Source organism: Curvibacter sp. GW821-FHT01G03, assembly GCF_059422285.1.
The window spans coordinates 23,545-39,577 of record NZ_JBWKWP010000009.1 but is presented as its reverse complement, the minus strand read 5'-3'; the positions used below and the strand labels follow the sequence as shown (position 1 = coordinate 39,577).

At 67.2% G+C, this 16,033-nt stretch carries 17 protein-coding genes; 11 read left to right on the top strand and 6 right to left on the bottom strand.

Annotated features, from left to right (window positions below):
* Positions 1-147: 147 nt before the first annotated feature.
* Positions 148-1,464 (bottom strand): fumarylacetoacetase, encoded by a 1,317-nt coding sequence (gene fahA, locus AC07VS_RS14370; RefSeq protein ID WP_494751299.1) that lies wholly within the window; start codon positions 1,462-1,464, stop codon positions 148-150.
* Positions 1,465-1,539: 75 nt separating this feature from the next.
* Positions 1,540-2,079 (bottom strand): VOC family protein, encoded by a 540-nt coding sequence (locus tag AC07VS_RS14365; protein WP_492349868.1) that lies wholly within the window; start codon positions 2,077-2,079, stop codon positions 1,540-1,542.
* Between the two features lie 149 nt (positions 2,080-2,228).
* Here AC07VS_RS14365 and AC07VS_RS14360 point away from each other — a divergent pair, with 149 nt between their 5' ends.
* Positions 2,229-3,134, top strand: coding sequence for a LysR family transcriptional regulator (locus tag AC07VS_RS14360; RefSeq protein WP_492349869.1), 906 nt, complete (start codon positions 2,229-2,231; stop codon positions 3,132-3,134).
* A 36-nt stretch (positions 3,135-3,170) separates the two neighbouring features.
* Here the strand turns inward: AC07VS_RS14360 and AC07VS_RS14355 are convergent, their stop codons facing one another.
* The 4 genes from AC07VS_RS14355 to AC07VS_RS14340 form a co-directional block, all read right to left on the bottom strand.
* Positions 3,171-4,055, bottom strand: coding sequence for a PDDEXK nuclease domain-containing protein (locus AC07VS_RS14355; RefSeq protein WP_494751391.1), 885 nt, complete (start codon positions 4,053-4,055; stop codon positions 3,171-3,173).
* A 280-nt stretch (positions 4,056-4,335) separates the two neighbouring features.
* The gene (locus AC07VS_RS14350; RefSeq protein WP_492349870.1) at positions 4,336-4,539 is read right to left on the bottom strand and encodes a DUF2783 domain-containing protein; all 204 of its coding nucleotides are present in this window, start codon (positions 4,537-4,539) and stop codon (positions 4,336-4,338) included.
* A gap of 20 nt (positions 4,540-4,559) precedes the next feature.
* The gene (locus AC07VS_RS14345) at positions 4,560-6,251 is read right to left on the bottom strand and encodes an FAD-dependent monooxygenase (RefSeq protein WP_494751298.1); all 1,692 of its coding nucleotides are present in this window, start codon (positions 6,249-6,251) and stop codon (positions 4,560-4,562) included.
* A 43-nt stretch (positions 6,252-6,294) separates the two neighbouring features.
* Complete coding sequence (locus tag AC07VS_RS14340) at positions 6,295-7,287, bottom strand: Bug family tripartite tricarboxylate transporter substrate binding protein (protein WP_494751297.1); 993 nt, start codon at positions 7,285-7,287, stop codon at positions 6,295-6,297.
* 316 nt (positions 7,288-7,603) lie between these two features.
* Here AC07VS_RS14340 and AC07VS_RS14335 point away from each other — a divergent pair, with 316 nt between their 5' ends.
* The 10 genes from AC07VS_RS14335 to AC07VS_RS14290 all read left to right on the top strand — a co-directional run bounded on the left by AC07VS_RS14335 (position 7,604) and on the right by AC07VS_RS14290 (position 16,023).
* Positions 7,604-8,629 carry a sulfate ABC transporter substrate-binding protein gene (locus AC07VS_RS14335; protein WP_494657012.1) on the top strand — a complete coding sequence of 342 codons (1,026 nt, stop codon included), beginning with the start codon at positions 7,604-7,606 and terminating at the stop codon, positions 8,627-8,629.
* A 75-nt stretch (positions 8,630-8,704) separates the two neighbouring features.
* Positions 8,705-8,920 (top strand): TOBE domain-containing protein, encoded by a 216-nt coding sequence (locus AC07VS_RS14330; RefSeq protein ID WP_492349874.1) that lies wholly within the window; start codon positions 8,705-8,707, stop codon positions 8,918-8,920.
* Positions 8,921-8,958: 38 nt separating this feature from the next.
* The gene (locus AC07VS_RS14325; protein WP_494751296.1) at positions 8,959-10,350 is read left to right on the top strand and encodes an LLM class flavin-dependent oxidoreductase; all 1,392 of its coding nucleotides are present in this window, start codon (positions 8,959-8,961) and stop codon (positions 10,348-10,350) included.
* A 66-nt stretch (positions 10,351-10,416) separates the two neighbouring features.
* Positions 10,417-11,322 (top strand): TauD/TfdA dioxygenase family protein, encoded by a 906-nt coding sequence (locus AC07VS_RS14320; RefSeq protein WP_494751295.1) that lies wholly within the window; start codon positions 10,417-10,419, stop codon positions 11,320-11,322.
* A gap of 21 nt (positions 11,323-11,343) precedes the next feature.
* Positions 11,344-12,381 (top strand): ABC transporter substrate-binding protein, encoded by a 1,038-nt coding sequence (locus AC07VS_RS14315; protein WP_494751294.1) that lies wholly within the window; start codon positions 11,344-11,346, stop codon positions 12,379-12,381.
* Positions 12,382-12,394: 13 nt separating this feature from the next.
* Positions 12,395-13,237, top strand: coding sequence for an ABC transporter ATP-binding protein (locus AC07VS_RS14310; RefSeq protein ID WP_494657017.1), 843 nt, complete (start codon positions 12,395-12,397; stop codon positions 13,235-13,237).
* Complete coding sequence (locus AC07VS_RS14305) at positions 13,234-14,118, top strand: ABC transporter permease (RefSeq protein WP_494657018.1); 885 nt, start codon at positions 13,234-13,236, stop codon at positions 14,116-14,118. Before AC07VS_RS14310 ends, AC07VS_RS14305 begins: the two co-directional genes overlap by 4 nt.
* A 152-nt stretch (positions 14,119-14,270) precedes the next feature.
* A complete protein-coding gene (locus AC07VS_RS14300; protein ID WP_492349880.1) occupies positions 14,271-14,741 on the top strand; it encodes a rhodanese-like domain-containing protein in 471 nt (156 codons plus the stop codon).
* A 41-nt stretch (positions 14,742-14,782) separates the two neighbouring features.
* Entirely contained in the window at positions 14,783-15,754 is a 972-nt protein-coding gene (epsC, locus tag AC07VS_RS14295) for a serine O-acetyltransferase EpsC (RefSeq protein ID WP_494751293.1), read from the top strand.
* A complete protein-coding gene (locus AC07VS_RS14290; protein WP_492349882.1) occupies positions 15,751-16,023 on the top strand; it encodes a helix-turn-helix domain-containing protein in 273 nt (90 codons plus the stop codon). The genes epsC and AC07VS_RS14290 overlap by 4 nt, the downstream gene beginning before the upstream one ends.
* Positions 16,024-16,033: the final 10 nt, after the last annotated feature.

The following is a 16,033-nucleotide window of genomic DNA, read 5'->3' as shown; positions in this document are numbered from 1 at the left end:
CCGGGCATCTGTTGCCGATTCTAGGAAGGCCCCCTCAGAAACCACCCCCAGCCACGCGAAGGAAACGGGCCGCCATGCGCACAAGTTCACGCAGAAAGGCGCCCTTTGGCGCTCTGTGGCGGCCAAAGCCCAGGCCAGGGCCCAGGCTCAGGCCCGGGCCGGCAGCACCGTGCCCACGCACTCGCCGAAGCCGATGCGCGCTGCACCCGCCTTCTCGCACCAGCCACGCAGCACCACGGCATCGCCGTCTTCCAGGTACACGCGCTGCTCGCCATTGGGCAGTTGCACCGGGTTCTTGCCGCCCTGGGTCAGCTCGATCAGTGCACCGGCCTGGTCCAGCGTGGGGCCCGACAGGGTGCCACTGCCAAACAGGTCGCCCGGCTGCAGGTTGCAGCCATTGACAGTGTGGTGTGCCACCATCTGGGCCACGGTCCAGTAGGCATGGCGGTAGCTGGTGCGGCAGATCACGGCCGCGGCCTGGGCGGCCTCGCGCAGGCGCGGAGTCTGCAGGCCGACCTCCAGCTGGATGTCGAAGGCGCCTTGCTCGCGGTTGGGGGCCGAATCCAGGTAAGGCAGCGGCTGCGGATCCCCTTCGGGCCGCGTGAAGGCCACCCGGTAAGGGGCCAGGGCCTCCAGGGTGACGATCCAGGGCGAGATCGTGGTGGCGAAGTTCTTCGACAGGAAGGGGCCCAGCGGCTGGTACTCCCAGGCCTGGATGTCGCGCGCCGACCAGTCGTTGAGCAGGCAGATGCCAAACACGTGCTGCTCGGCCTGGCCCATGGCCACCGGTTCGCCCTGGGGGTTGCCGGCGCCCACGAAGATGCCCAGCTCCAGCTCGATGTCGAGTCGTTTGCAGGGCCCGAAGCCGGGCTCGGTGGCGCCGGGCGCCATCGTCTGCCCCTTGGGACGCGGGAAGGCCTGACCCGAGACACCGATGCTCGACACCCGGCCGTGGTAGCCGATGGGCACCCACTTGTAGTTGGGCAGCAACGGGTTGTCCGGGCGGAATTGCTTGCCGATGTTGGTGGCGTGGTGCACCGAGGTGTAGAAGTCGGTGTAGTCGCCGATGCGGGCGGGCACGTCGTATTCGGCCTCGGACTGGGGCACCAGGGCCGGCTGCAGCGCAGCCTGCTCGGGTGCGCCTTCGCGCAGCGCACGCGACAGGGCCAGGCGCAGCGCGCTCCAGGCCGGGGCACCCAGGGCCATCAGGGCGTTGAGTTTGTCCTGGGCAGCGGCCTGCAAGGCCTGGGCGGCCGCACCTTGGAACACGCCGCTGGCAGCCAGCGCCGCCAGATCGACAATCTGGTCGCCAATGGCCACGCCACCGCGCCAGGCCTCTTGGCGCCCGGTGCGACGGAACACGGCAAAGGGCAGGTTCTGGATCGGAAAATCGGTCCCGGCCACCTGGGCCGAGGCGACCCAGCTGCGCAGGGCCGGGTCATGGGTTTCGTTGAGAAGGGTCATCGTTCAGTGCAGGTTCGCCTGGGGCGGGTGCGGGTGGGTGGGGTCGGAGAGCAGGGATGGCCAGCGCCCAGGTCTTCAGGCCTGGCTCATGCTGCCGTCGTGCATCCAGGCGGCGTGCTTGGGTGCGCGCTTGGTCTGCGACCACTCTTCGATCATCTCCCACTTCACTTCGTCGAGCTTCTTCATCATCTCGGGGGTACCGGTGTCGGCGGCCAGTTCCAGGCGGTGGCCATTGGGGTCGAAGAAGTAGATCGACTTGAAGATGGTGTGGTCGGTGGGGCCGATCACCTCGATGCCGGCGGCCTCCAGGCGGGCCTTGGTGGCGATCAGGGTGTCCACCGAATCGACCTTGAGGGCCAGATGCTGCACCCAGGCCGGGGTGTTGCGGTCACGGTCCATGGGGGGCTGGCTGGGCAGCTCGAAGAAGGCCAGCACATTGCCGTTGCCCGCGTCCAGGAAGATGTGCATGTAGGGATCAGGGGCCTTGGTCGAGGGCACTTCGTTCTCGGCGATGGCGAGCACGAACTTCATGTCCAGGTGCTTTTCGTACCACTGCACGGTTTGCTTGGCATCGATGCAGCGGTAGGCGACGTGGTGAACTTTTTGAACCAACATGGTGAGGTCTCCGTGAGCGTTGTGTCTGGCGATGATCGTCGGGGGTTTTGTCGTCGGGCACTCGCCATGAGGCCCGGGGCAACGCCATTGGACTGGATCACCAACTATCATGCAAGCCGTTTTATTCGATCAATTTATAGGTTAATCCGATGAATGTGACCTTGCGGCAGTTGCGGGCCTTTCTGGCGGTGGCGCGCACCGGCAGCTTCACCCTGGCGGCCGAAAGCCTGTACATCTCGCAATCAGCCTTGTCGGGCCTGGTGAAGGAACTGGAGCAGTCGATGGGCGTGCGTTTGATCGACCGCAGCACACGCCGCGTGCACCTCACCGAGGCTGGCGAGCGCCTCAGCCCGATGCTGGCAACCGTGCTGCATGACCTGGACGAGGTACTGCACCGCGCCGTGGATGACACCACCAACAAGAAAGGGGTGGTGCGGGTGGCGGTGTCGCAGTTGCTGGCCTCCACCCTGATGCCCGAGCTGATCGCCCGCTTCCAGGCCGATCACCCGGGGGGCTCGGTGAAGCTGGTGGACGTGCCGGTCGAGGATGTGATGGCGCGGGTGTTCTCGGGCGAGGTCGACATCGGCATCGGCCCCGAACGCGAGCCCAACTCCGACATCACCTCGGCCCACCTGTTTGACGGGCCCTTCATGGCCGTCTTTCCGCCCGGCCACCCGCTGGCCCAGAAAGCCAGCCTGCGCTGGGCCGATCTCAAGCCCTACCCCGTGATCGGCCTGCAAGGCCAGTTCACCGAGCGCCTGGCCCAGGACCTGCGGGCCGCCGACCCCGACTTCCAGTTTGCGCCGAGCACCGAGGTGGCCTACATGTCCACGGCCTTGTCGATGGTGCAGGCCGGTCTGGGCGTGGCGCTGTGCATCCCGTACGCCGCGCCGCTGGTCTCGCTGTATGGCCTGAACATGCAGCCGCTGCGCCAGCCCGAGGTGCGCCGCAGCTTCGAGGTCTTCACCCGCCGCGGCCGATCACTGTCCCCCCTGGCCCAGGCCTTTCTCGACGACATCGGGCCGCAGATACGGGGGATGGCGTATTTGGGGTGAGAGGGTGCCGGCGGCTCCCTCAAAAAACCACACCGATCAGGCCTCACCGCCTTGCAATTCGCGCTCAATCTGTTCGATGCTGGGCAAATTGGTTCTGAGTGGATCAGGGAGCGATTCGATCAGCTTGTATTCGGCGATGCCCATCGGTTGGCTTTTATCGCCCAAGGCGTATTCGGCAACCACCTTGTTTTTGCTTTTGCACAGCAACAAGCCAATGGTGGGGTTGTCGAGATCATGCTTCACCTGCCGCCCGACAAAAGCAAAGCCCGCCCCTAATTCCAGCAGGAATTCGGTGACATGTTGGGTCAGCGCATGCTCCATCTCGTGCTCTTGCGCCTCGTCGGTCAAGCCCAGAAAGTCGAAGCGGTAGGGGTCCTTCAGTGATTCGCGCGCCAGATCGGACTGTGGTTTGGGCAGACTCACTTCGAAGTTGGTCACGGCTGAGCCGCTGCGCTCCAGCAAGCGGGTTTCGATTTGCATCACCAGCACATTTCGAGACCAGTTGTGCTCGATGGCCTTGGCGGCGTACCAGCGACGCGCGTCAGGGTGGGATAGCTTGTCCAGCAGCGCCAATTGGTGGTACCAGGGCAATTGTGCAAGCACCGCTTGCACAAATTCGGTGTCGGGCCAAGCTTGGGCAAAGGCGCGCATGTATTTGAGGTTGCGCGGCGAAAACCCTTTCATGTCAGGGAAGGCGCTGTGCAGATCATGCGCCAGACGCTCAATCACCTTCGCCCCCCAGCCTTGCTCATGTTGCTTGCTCAGTATGTCGCAGCCGATTTGCCAGTACAGCAGAACCAGTTCGCGATTGACCGCCAGCGTGGCCCGTTGCTGGGCGCTGTGGATTTTGATTTTCAGCTCGCTCAGCCAGTCAACATAGCCTGTGGGCGTGGGCATCAGAGAGGTGGGTTGATCACTCATCCATTTGCTCCCCTGTTTTCGATTTTGACCAAAATGACATGCTTGGAATCCCAGCCGTCGACGGCGCCACACACGTCGTTGGCAATTTGCCAGTTGCGGCACTGGAGTTCGGCGCGTTGTTGGGTGCTTGTCATCGTCAATGTCCCGTTTCGATTCGGTTCAGGCTGAGAGCATGAGGCAACCAATGGCCTGGCCACACCCTGCTCCAGTGCTGTTGCCAGCGATTGTTACCCCAATCCAGAGGCCTTCTGGCGAATCCCCCCTCCACCGGCACCGAGCCTCAAAGATCCCTCAACGCCGCCTCAATGTGCTCGCGCACCAGGCTGGCGCTGCCCAGCCGCTGCGCGTTCAGCAGCGCCAGCTTGACCAGGAACAGCTCGGCCTTGTCGGGGCCGGCCTGGTCGATGGCGGTGGCCAGGGCGTCGTAGACGTCTTCCAGGCCGGGCAGTGAGAGGATGTCGGGTTGGGTGGATTGGGCGGTCATGGCAGCGATCTTGGGTGGGTTCATTGCGGCAGGGCGGTGTGCAGGGCGGCCTGCAGGCGGTGGGCATCCAGCGTGAGCCAGCGGGCGCACACGTGCTGGTCGGGGCGCAGCAGGTAGGCGGCGCCACTGGCGGGCACGCCATAGCCCTGGCGGAAGTGGCCGTCGGCATCGGGCAGACAGAGGTCAGCACCGGCCACCGGGCCCGTGGCGCCCACGGCGATCACCTTCAGGGGCACACCCCGGGCCCGGGCGGTGGCCACCACCTGCTGCAGGGCCTCGGGCAGGGCCGGGGCTTCGGTGAAGTACAGCAGGTCAAAACCGCCCCCCAGGTGGTCAAGCAGAAAATCATCGGCCGAGAGGCGGATGTTGCGCGGCGGGGCGCCGTGCGCCGGGCCGGCGGTGAACAGGGCGTTGTCGTCGCCCATGCTGTTGAGCGCCGACGCGCTGTACTCGTGCGGGCGTGAGGTGCGCCAGTGGTAGAGCGGGCGCACAAAATCCTGGCTCAGCGACAGCGACAGCACGGCGTCGCGCAGCAGGCGGAAGCCGCGGCTGGGCGGGGTCATGAAGCGGGTGCTCTTGCCCGCCTCGTCGATGATCTCGCGGGCGGCGCCCACGCGCTCGGCGCTGTAATTGGCCAGCAGTTTCTCGCCGGCCAGGCCCTTGACCACCAGGCCCAGTTGCCAGCCCAGGGCCTGGGAATCCTGGAACGCCGTGTTGGCGCCGCGCACCCCGAAGATGGGCAGCAGGTGGGCCGCGTCGCCGGTGAACAGCACGCGCCCGTGCACGTAGTCGGGCAGCGTGAGGGTGCGGGCCGAGTAAACCGAGCTCCAATCCATCTCCCAGGGCGTGCCGGCGTGGCCGATCATGGCCAGTTGCGCATCGATGCGGGCCTTGAGCGACTCGGGCCGCAGCGCCTGCTCGGGCGTTTCGCCCGGGGGCAACTGGTAGTCGACGCGCCAGATGCCGTGCGGCTCGCGGTGCATCAGGATGGTGTTGCCGGGGTTCCACTCGGGGTCAAAGAAGGCCAGGCGCTCGGTGGGCAGGGGCAGGTCGATGCGGATGTCGGCGATCACGAAGAAGCCCTCGTACGAGGCCCCTTCCATCTTCAGGCCCAGGGCGGTGCGGATCTCGGAGCGCCCGCCGTCGGCTGCCACCAGCCAGTCGGTGTCCAGGACATAGGGGCCCTCGGGCGTGTCGATCTGCAGGTGGGCCACGCCCTCTTCCTGGGTGATCTGCACCAGCTTGTTGCCCCAGCGGAAATCAATCAGGGGCTGGGCCGCGCAGGCGTCCAGCAGGTACTCCTCCATGTACTGCTGCTGGATGTTGAGCATGGGAAAGAAGCGGTCGTCGCTGTCGTGCGGCGCTTCCATGCGGAACACGCGTTGGCCCCGGTAGTACGAGTTGCCGAAGCGCCAGGGCAGGCCCTGCTCGCTCATGCGGTGGGCCACCCCGACCTGCTGCAGGATCTCCATCGAACGGCGCGTGAACACGATGGCCCGGCTGCCCTGCGACACCTGCAGCTCGCTCTCCAGCACCACGCTGGGCACGCCATGGCGGGCCAGCTCCAGCGCCGCCACCATGCCGGCCGGGCCCGAGCCCGCGATCACCACGCGCTGGCGCGCCTGGGGCGGGTGGGCCGAGGGCAGCCAGGGGGCAAACACCTGGTAGGGGTAATAGATCGAGGGCCGGGCTTCGGTGGTGGGCTGGTGCATGGTGATGTCAGTGCTCAGAAAAAGGAAAGGGCGGGCAGGCGGCTCAATCCAGCTTGATGCCGCTGGTCTGGATGACCTGGCCCCACTTGGCGCGCTCGGCGGCGGCGTAGTCGGCCATCTGCCGTGGCGTGCCGGGAATGGACTCCAGCCCCAGGGTCTGCAGGCGGGCCTTGATGGCGGTCGAGCCCAGGGCGCCGAGCAAGGCGCTGTTGAGCTTGGCGATCACCTCGGGCGGCGTGCCCGCCGGGGCCACCAGGCCCTGCCAGGCGTAGGCCTCGAAGCCCTTGAGCCCCTGCTCCTGCAGCGTGGGGATGGTCTCGAAATTGGGCACCCGTCGCGGGCTGGCCACGCCGATCGGGCGCAGCTTGCCGGCGGCAATGAACTGGTAGCCGCTGGCCGTGTCAACAAACATGAACGGCACCTGGCCGGCCACCACGTCCTGCACCGCCGGGGCAGCGCCGCGGTAGGGCACATGGGTGAGCTGCAGGCCCGCCTGGGCCCGGAACAGCTCGGTGGCCAGGTGGTGCGGGCTGCCGGCGCCCGGGGTGGCGTAGTTGGCGCCGTTCTGGGCCTTGGCCCAGGCCTTGAACTCGGCCAGGGTCTTGACCGGCACCTGGGGATTGACCACCAGGATCATCGGAAAGCGCACCGTCAGGCCGATGGGGGCGAAGTCTTTTTCGGCGTTGTAGGCCAGCTTGGTGTACAGAAAGGGGTTGGCTGCCAGGGTGGCCGTGTCGGCCGACAGCAGCACGTGGCCGTCGGCCTTGGCATGGGCCACGTACTCGGCCCCGATGTTGGTGGCCGCGCCGGGCTTGTTGTTGATGATGATGGGCTGCCCCAGCGCCTTGCCCATGGCCTCGGCCAGGGTGCGGGCCACCACGTCGGTACCGCCACCAGCCGGATAAGGCACCACCCACTCGATGGGCTTGGAGGGATAGGGGTCGGCCGCCAGTGCGGGCGTGGCCGGGGCGGCCATGCCGGCCAGGGCCAGAAGCAGCCAGGCGCGTCGGCGCAGGGTTGGGTGGGGCAGGTGCATGGTCAGTCTCTTGTGTGGGTGGGGAAAGCTGGGTCTTGTCGTTCGCGCCCACGGCGTTCTGCCCTGGATCAAACGACAGGCTGAAATTTAAGCCATTTAGTTGCGTGTGCAACTAGGTGATTGCCCTGATGGTTGCGAGCACAACTTGAATCGTGATGCTCAACCGACCAGATCGCCCAAAAGACCGCTCCTCTTCGTTAACTACAAAACCGCATAAGAACCATTGTTCTTATTCGTTCACGTTTGGATCGGGGGTTTTCAGAATCAAGGCCAGTCACCAAAACAACCCAACCCCCATTCGATCGGAGCCTCCACCATGTCCAGCCGCCGCTCTTTCTTCCGCGTTCCCCTGCTCGCCGCCGCCGTGCTGGCCGCGGGCACCCTGACGGCCTTGCCGGCCGCCGCCCAGACCGTGAACCTGCTCAATGTGTCCTACGACCCGACGCGCGAGTTGTATGTGGAGTACAACGCCGCCTTCGCCAAGTACTGGAAGGCCAAGGCCGGCCAGGACGTGTCGGTCAAGCAGTCGCATGGTGGCTCGGGCAAGCAGGCCCGCTCGGTGATCGACGGCATCGATGCCGACGTGGTCACGCTGGGCCTGGGCGGCGACGTGGATGCCGTGGCCAACCACGGCGGCCTGATCGCCAAGGACTGGGTCAAGCGCCTGCCGCACAACAGCTCGCCCTACACCTCGACCATCGTGTTCCTGGTGCGCAAGGGCAACCCCAAGGGCATCAAGGATTGGGACGACCTGATCAAACCCGGCGTGGCCGTGATCACCCCCAACCCCAAGACCTCGGGCGGCGCCCGCTGGAACTACCTGGCCGCCTGGGAGTACGCCAAGCGCCAGTACGGCGGCGACGCCAAGGCCAAGGAATTCGTCGGCAAGCTCTACAAGAACGTGCCGGTGCTGGACACCGGCGCCCGCGGCTCGACCATCACCTTTGTGCAACGCGGCGTGGGCGACGTGCTGCTGGCCTGGGAGAACGAGGCCTTCCTGGCGCTGAAGGAGTTCGGTGCCGAGAAGTTCCAGATCGTGGCCCCCTCGATCAGCATCCTGGCCGAGCCTTCGGTGGCCGTGGTCGACAAGAACGTCGACAAGAAAGGCACCCGCAAGGTGGCCGAGGCCTACCTGAGCTACCTGTACTCCGAAGAAGGCCAGGACATCGCCGGCCGCAACTTCTACCGCCCCACCGACGCCAAGGCCAAGGCCAAGTACGCCTCGCAGTTCCCGCCGCTCAAGCTGTTCACCATCGACGAGGCCTTTGGCGGCTGGGCCACGGCCGACAAGGCCCACTTTGCCGACGGCGGCTCGTTCGACCAGATCTATTCGCCGCGCTGAGCTGACGACCCGCCAGCGCACTCCCCTTTGCATGTCCCTTTGCTTCTGACTTCCAACCACTGAAAGAGATCCACCATGTCCATCCAAGCCATCAACGTCCGCAACCAGTTCAAGGGCAAGGTCCGCGAAATCATCCGCGGTGATGTCGTGTCCGAAATCGACGTTGAAACCCCCTGGGGCATCGTCACCTCCGTCATCACCACCCGCTCGGTCGACGACCTGGGCCTGACCCTCGGCTCCGAGGTCGTGGCCCTGGTGAAGTCGACCGAAGTGTCGATCGCCAAGCTCTGATCGCCGGCCTGCGCTGACAAGTAGAAAGCCACCCCGTCATGAGCCCATCCCCTCGCCAAATGCACCTGGGGGCCTTCCTGTTCGGGGTGGGCCACCATCTGGCGGCCTGGCGCCATCCGGACGTCGATCCGGCCGGTGCCGCCAGCCTGGCGCATTACCAAAACCTGGCCCGTCAAGCTGAGGCCGCCAAGTTCGACGCCATCTTCTGCGCCGACAACGTGGGCCTGTCCGATGCGCCCGCCCACCTGCTGGCGCGCAACGCCCTGCCCTACATGCTGGAGCCGCTGCAGCTGCTGACGGCCCTGGCCGGCGCCACCGAGCGCATCGGCCTGGTGGCCACGGTCTCGACCAGCTACCTGCCGCCCTACCACCTGGCGCGCAAATTCGCCACCCTGGACCGCCTCAGCGAAGGCCGTTCGGGCTGGAACCTGGTCACCTCGGGCTCCGATTTCGAAGCCCGCAACTTCGGCCTGGACCAGCAGGCCGACCACGCCAGCCGCTACCAGCGCGCCCATGAATACGTGAGAGTGGCCCAAGGCCTGTGGGACAGCTGGGAGGACGACGCCTTCCGCTTCGACGCCCAGGCCGGCCAATTCTTCGACCCAGCCAAGCTGCACCGCGTGCGCCACGAGGGCACGCACTACTCGGTGCATGGGGCCCTGCAGACGCCGCGCCCCATCCAGGGCTACCCGGTGATGGTCCAGGCCGGCTCGTCGGAAGACGGCCAGAACCTGGCCGCCGAAACCGCTGAGCTGGTCTTCACCGCCCAACAGACCGTGGAGGAGGCCCGCGCCTTCTACCAGGGCCTCAAGGCCCGGCTGCCGGCTTTTGGGCGCCCCGTCGATGCCCTCAAGATCCTGCCCGGCGTGTCGGCCTTCGTGGGCCGCAGCGAGGCCGAGGCGCAAGAAAAATACGAAGCCCTGCAGTCGCTGATCGACCCGGCACAAGGCCTGGGCCTGCTGTCGGCCTTCCTGGGCGGGGTGGACCTGTCAGGCTACCCGCTCGACGGCCCGCTGCCCGAGCTGCCACGTACCGAAGGCTGGCAAAGCCGGCAAGACCTGTTCAGCGCCATGGCGCGCCGGGAGAACCTCAGCCTGCGCCAGCTCTACCAGAAGGTGATCTCGGCCCGTGGTCACTGGACCCTGATAGGCACGCCCGTGCAGATCGCCGATCAACTCGAACACTGGTTCCAGACCGGCGCCGCCGATGGCTTCAACGTGATGGGCCCCACCCTGCCCCACGGCCTGAGCGACTTCATCGAACTCGTACTGCCCGAGCTGCGCCGCCGCGGCCTGTTCCGCACCGAGTACAGCGGCCGCACCCTGCGCGAGCATCTGGGCCTGCCCCGGCCGGCGCACCCGGCTGCCCTGGCTCGCCAGGCTGCTGCAGCCCCCCAGAACGCGGCCCTGGCCGAGGCCAGCCCGGCCTGAAGCCCCCCGGCCCCGCCGATCGCGCCCCTGGCCCGGCCAGAGGCGCCCAACCCAGAGCCCCGAACCATGTCCGCCACGCTTGCCCCCCACTTTGCTGCTGCTGCCACAGAACCGGCGCAGTCCTTCGACATCCGCCCCCTGGCCGGCCCGCTGGGCGCCGAGGTCATCGGCCTGGACCTGTCGCGCCCGGTTAACACCGAGGATTTCCGCCGCATCCACCAAGCCCACCTCGACCACCACGTGCTGGTGTTCCGTGACCAGGCCACGCTCACGCCCGACCAACACGTGGCCTTCAGCGGGCGCTTCGGCCCGCTGCAGATCCATGTGCTCAACACCTTCGCGCTGCCGGGCCACCCCGAGGTGTTGATCGTCTCCAACATCCTCGAAAACGGCAAACCCATCGGCCTCGGGGACGCGGGCGTGTTCTGGCACTCCGACCTGTCGTACAAGGAAAAGCCCAGCCTGGGCTCGCTGCTGCATGCACATGAACTGCCCGCCGAAGGTGGCGACACCCTGTTCGCCAACCAGCACCTGGCCTGGGACAGCCTGAGCGCCGAGCTGAAGAAAACCATCGCGCCCCTGAAGGCCGAGCACCACTACCTGGCCCGCTATGCCGAGCTGCAAGCGCGCAGCCCCTGGCGCCCGAACCTGAGCCCCGAGCAGGTGGCCCAGGTCAAGCCCGTGGCGCAGCCCGTCGTGCGCACCCACCCCGAGTCGGGCCGCAAGGCGCTGTTTGTCAGCGAGCACTTCACCACCCGCATCCTGGGTGTGCCCGAAGACGAAAGCCGGGCCTTGCTGGCCGAGCTGTTTGCCCACAGCGTGCAGCCGCAGTTCCAGTACCGCCATCGGTGGCAGCCGCACGACCTGGTGTTCTGGGACAACCGCTCGGTGCTGCACCTGGCCGCCGGCACCCCGGACCACCTGCGCCGCAAGCTTTACCGCGTGACCATCGAAGGCGATGTCGCCTTCTGACCCACCCAGCCCATCCTCGCCATGAAACAAACACTCTCCCGTCGCCTGGCCCTGCGTGCCGCCGCCCTGGCCAGCAGCACTGCCCTCCTAATGAGCAGTCTGGCCGCCTTGCAGGCCCAGGCCGCCGAAGGCCAGCTGCGCATTGCCGAGCAATTCGGCATCGTCTACCTGCTGCTCAACGTCGCGCAAGACCAGAAGCTGATCGAAAAGCACGGCAAGGCTGCCGGCATCGACATCCAGGTCGAGTTCATCAAGCTCTCGGGCGGCGCCGCCGTCAACGATGCCCTGCTGTCGGGCTCGATCGAGGTGGCCGGTGCCGGCGTCGGCCCACTGTTCACGCTGTGGGACCGCACCCGCGGCAAGCAGAACGTGCGCGGCGTGGCCTCGCTGGGCAACTTTCCGTACTACCTGGTCACCAACAACCCCAAGGTCAACAGCATCGCCGACTTCACCGGCCTGGACCGCATCGCCCTGCCGGCGGTGGGCGTGTCGGTGCAGTCGCGCATCCTGCAGATGGCCGCGGCCAAGAAGTGGGGAGACGCCGAGTTCGACCGCCTCGACAAGCTCAGCGTGGCCCTGCCCCACCCCGAGGCGGCCGCCGCCATCCTCAAGGGCGGCACCGAGATCACCGCCCACTTCGGCAACCCGCCCTTCCAGGAGCAGGAGCTGGCCGGCAACCCCCAGGCCCGCGTGCTGCTCAAAAGCTACGACGTGCAAGGCGGCCCCTCCTCGGCCACCGTGCTGTACGCCACCGAGAAGTTCTACAAGGACAGCCCCAAGACCTATCAGGCCCTGGTCGCCGCGCTGGACGAAGCCGCCCAGTTCATCACCGCCTACCCCGAGAAGGCGGCCGACACCTACCTGCGGGTCACCCGCGCCAAGACCGACCGCGATCTGTTGCTGAAAATCATCCGCAACCCCGAGGTGCAGTTCAAGACCGCGCCGCAAAACACCCTGGGCCTGGGCCAGTTCATGCACCGGGTCGGCGCGATCAAGAACAAGCCGGCCACGGTGAAGGACTACTTCTTCGACGGCAGCCCAGCCCAGTCGGGCAGTTGAGGCCAGGTTCGCCATGGCCAGCCAAGCTTCTCCACTGCACCCCGTACCCCTGTTGCAGCTCGACGGCGTCAGCCTCGACTACCGCAGCCCGCAACGCGTGGTGCGCGCCACCCACCGCATCAGCCTGGACGTGCACCAGGGCGACCGCTTCGTGCTGCTGGGAGCCTCGGGCTGCGGCAAGTCCAGCCTGCTCAAGGCGATTGCCGGGTTCATCCCGCCCAGCGAGGGTGAGATCCGACTGAAAGGTCAGCCCGTGCGCGGCCCGGGCCCCGACCGCATGGTGGTGTTCCAGGAGTTCGACCAGCTGCCGCCCTGGAAGACCGTGCTGGCCAATGTGATGTTCCCCTTGCGGGCCTCGCGCCGCCTGGGCCGGGCCGAGGCGCGCGAACGCGCCCTCGACGTGCTCGACAAGGTGGGCCTGGCCGCCTTTGCCCAGGCCTACCCACACCAGCTCTCGGGCGGCATGAAGCAGCGCGTGGCGATTGCCCGTGCCCTGGCCATGCAACCCCAGGTGCTACTGATGGACGAACCCTTCGCCGCCCTCGACGCCCTGACCCGGCGCAAGATGCAAGAGGAACTGCTGGCCCTGTGGGAGGCGCTGCGTTTCACCCTGGTGTTTGTCACCCACTCCATCGAAGAGGCCCTGGTGGTGGGCAACCGCATCGGCCTGCTGTCGCCCCACCCGGGCCGGGTGCGCGCCGAGATCAACAGCCACGAATGGGACCTGCACAGCGCCGGCAGCCCGAGCTTCCAGGCCGCGGCCCAACGCATCCACCACCTGTTGTTCGAAGAGAGCCCGCCCAAGGCCGCCCCGTCAAACAGCCATCCGGCCACCCCCTGGAGAAACGCCGCATGAGCGCCTCACCGACCTCATGGCCGACACCGCCGGTGCGCCCCGAATACGAACGCACCCTGCCCCCGCTGGACGACATTCCGCTGGCGCACCCCCTGCCGCTGGCCAGCCGCGCCTGGCAACAGCCCGGCCTGCGCCGTGGCCTGATCCTGCTCTTGCTGGCCGGGCTGTGGGAACTGCTGGCCCGCTGGCAAGACAACGACCTGCTGCTGCCCACCTTTGGCGCCACCGCCCGCGCCCTGGCCGACGGCCTGCTCAGCGGCGAGCTGCTGCAGCGCACCCAGATCTCGCTCGCGGTGCTGCTCAAGGGCTACCTGGCGGGCATGGCCCTGGCCCTGGGCCTGACCACCCTGGCCGTGTCCACCCAATTCGGGCGCGATCTGCTGGCCACCCTGACCGCCATGTTCAACCCCCTGCCCGCCATCGCCCTGCTGCCGCTGGCCCTGCTGTGGTTCGGCCTGGGCCAGGGCAGCCTGGTGTTCGTGCTGATCCACTCGGTGCTGTGGCCACTGGCCCTCAACACCTACGCCGGCTTTCAGGCCGTGCCCGAGACCTTGCGCATGGCCGGCCGCAACTACGGCCTCAGCGGCATCCGCTACGTGCTGCAGATCCTGATCCCGGCCGCCCTGCCGGCCATCCTGTCGGGCCTCAAGATCGGCTGGGCCTTTGCCTGGCGCACCCTGATCGCGGCCGAGCTGGTCTTCGGCGCCACCTCGGGCCAGGGCGGCCTGGGCTGGTACATCTTCCAGAACCGCAACGAGCTCTACACCGACAAGGTCTTCGCCGGCCTGGCCCTGGTCATCGTCATCGGCCTGGGGGTCGAAAGCCTGGTGTTCTCCAACCTGGAGCGGGTCACCGTGCGGCGCTGGGGGGTGCAGCGCTGACCCAGCGCACACAGTCCGACACCACTAAGACATTTCCCTCATTAGAAAGAGAGAAATCATTCGTTTGAGTATTGAAGGCCCCTTCTTAGAGTGCTTGTCAGCCGCCGAATCCCCGCGACGCGGCCTCGATAAGACCCAGAAAGGCTTTCAAGATGTCTGTTGCCACCCCTGTCGAAAACACCCTTCCCGAAGCCCTGAAAGCGGCACGTGCCGCGGCGGCGGCGGCCGGCCTGCCCTATGCGGGTGGGGTCACGCCCCAACAGGCCTGGGCCCTGTTTGAAGCCGGCGACGCCGCCCTGGTGGACGTGCGTTCGACCGAAGAGCGCAAGTTTGTCGGCCATGTGCCGGGCAGCCTGCACGTGGCCTGGGCCACCGGTACCGCGCTGACGCGCAACCCCCGCTTCACCCGCGAGTTGGAGGCCAAGGTGCCCAAGCACGCCCCGGTGCTGCTGCTGTGCCGCAGCGGCAAGCGCTCGGCACTGGCGGCCGAAGCCGCGGCCAAGGCGGGCTTCACGGCCGTCTTCAATGTGCTTGAAGGGTTTGAAGGCGAAATCGACGCCGCCCAGCACCGCGGCGGCAGCGATGGCTGGCGCTTCCGCGGCCTGCCCTGGGTGCAGGACTGAGCCCGCCTCCTTTTCTTTTCTTGCCCTGAGCGCGCTCCCCCATGACCTTGCATGCCCTGCCCCTGCCCCGCACGACGGATGCGCCTGAAGTGCGCCCGTCCCCCTTTGACGTGCACCAGGTGGTGCGCGAGTTGGCCGAGGCGCGACGGCGCTGGCGCGAATCGCAGCAGCGCTCCAACGAGCCCGGCGGCCGCGAGCTGCCCTCGCGTGAAGCGCTGACCCACATCCTGGACCTGCTGCGCGGCGCCCTGTTCCCGATGCGCCTGGGCCCCCCCGACCTGCGCCAGGAGGGCGAGGATTTCTATGTGGGCCACACGCTGGACACGGTGCTGCAGTCGCTGCTGGCCCAGGTGCAGCTGGAGTTGCGCTACGCCCACAAGCACGAACCCTCGGTCGACGCGGCCACGCTGGACCTGCGTGCCGAGCAGATCGTGCGCGACTTCGCCCACTCGCTGCCGCAGCTGCGCGAGCTGCTCGACAGCGATGTGCTGGCCGCCTACGCGGGCGACCCGGCGGCGCGCAGCGTGGACGAGGTGCTGCTGTGCTACCCCGGCATCCAGGCCATGATCCACCACCGCGTGGCGCATCGGCTTTACGAGCTGGGCGTGCCCCTGTTGGCGCGCATCGTGGCCGAGCTGGCGCACAGCGAGACCGGCATCGACATCCACCCCGGCGCCCGCATCGGGCCGGGCTTCTTCATCGATCACGGCACGGGCGTGGTGATTGGCGAGACCGCCGTCATCGGCGAGCGCGTGCGCATCTACCAGGCCGTCACGCTGGGGGCCAAGAGCTTTCCCACCGATGAGCAGGGCAACCCCCAGAAAGGCCTGCCGCGCCACCCCATCGTCGAAGACGAGGTGGTGATCTATGCCGGGGCCACCGTGCTGGGCCGGGTCACCTTGGGCCGCGGCGCCAGCGTCGGGGGCAATGTGTGGCTGACGCACGACCTGGCACCGGGCACGCACATCACCCAGGCCCGCTCGCAACATGCGCCCGCCGGAGCGGCGTCATGAGCGCCCGCCTGCCCGAGCTGTTCGGCCTCGCCGTGCGCCAGCAACGCGAGCGCCTGGGCTGGTCGCAGGAGCGACTGGCCGAGAGCGCCGACCTCAACCGCAGCTATGTGGGCGAGCTGGAGCGCGGCCAGGCCGTGCCCTCGCTGATCACGCTCGACAAGCTGGCCCGTGCGCTGGGGCAAAGCCCCAGCAACCTGCTGGCACAGACCGAACGCCTGTCGCAACAACGGCTGATCAACGGTCTGCGCTTGACGGCTATAGCCTGTTGAACGCCGCTCC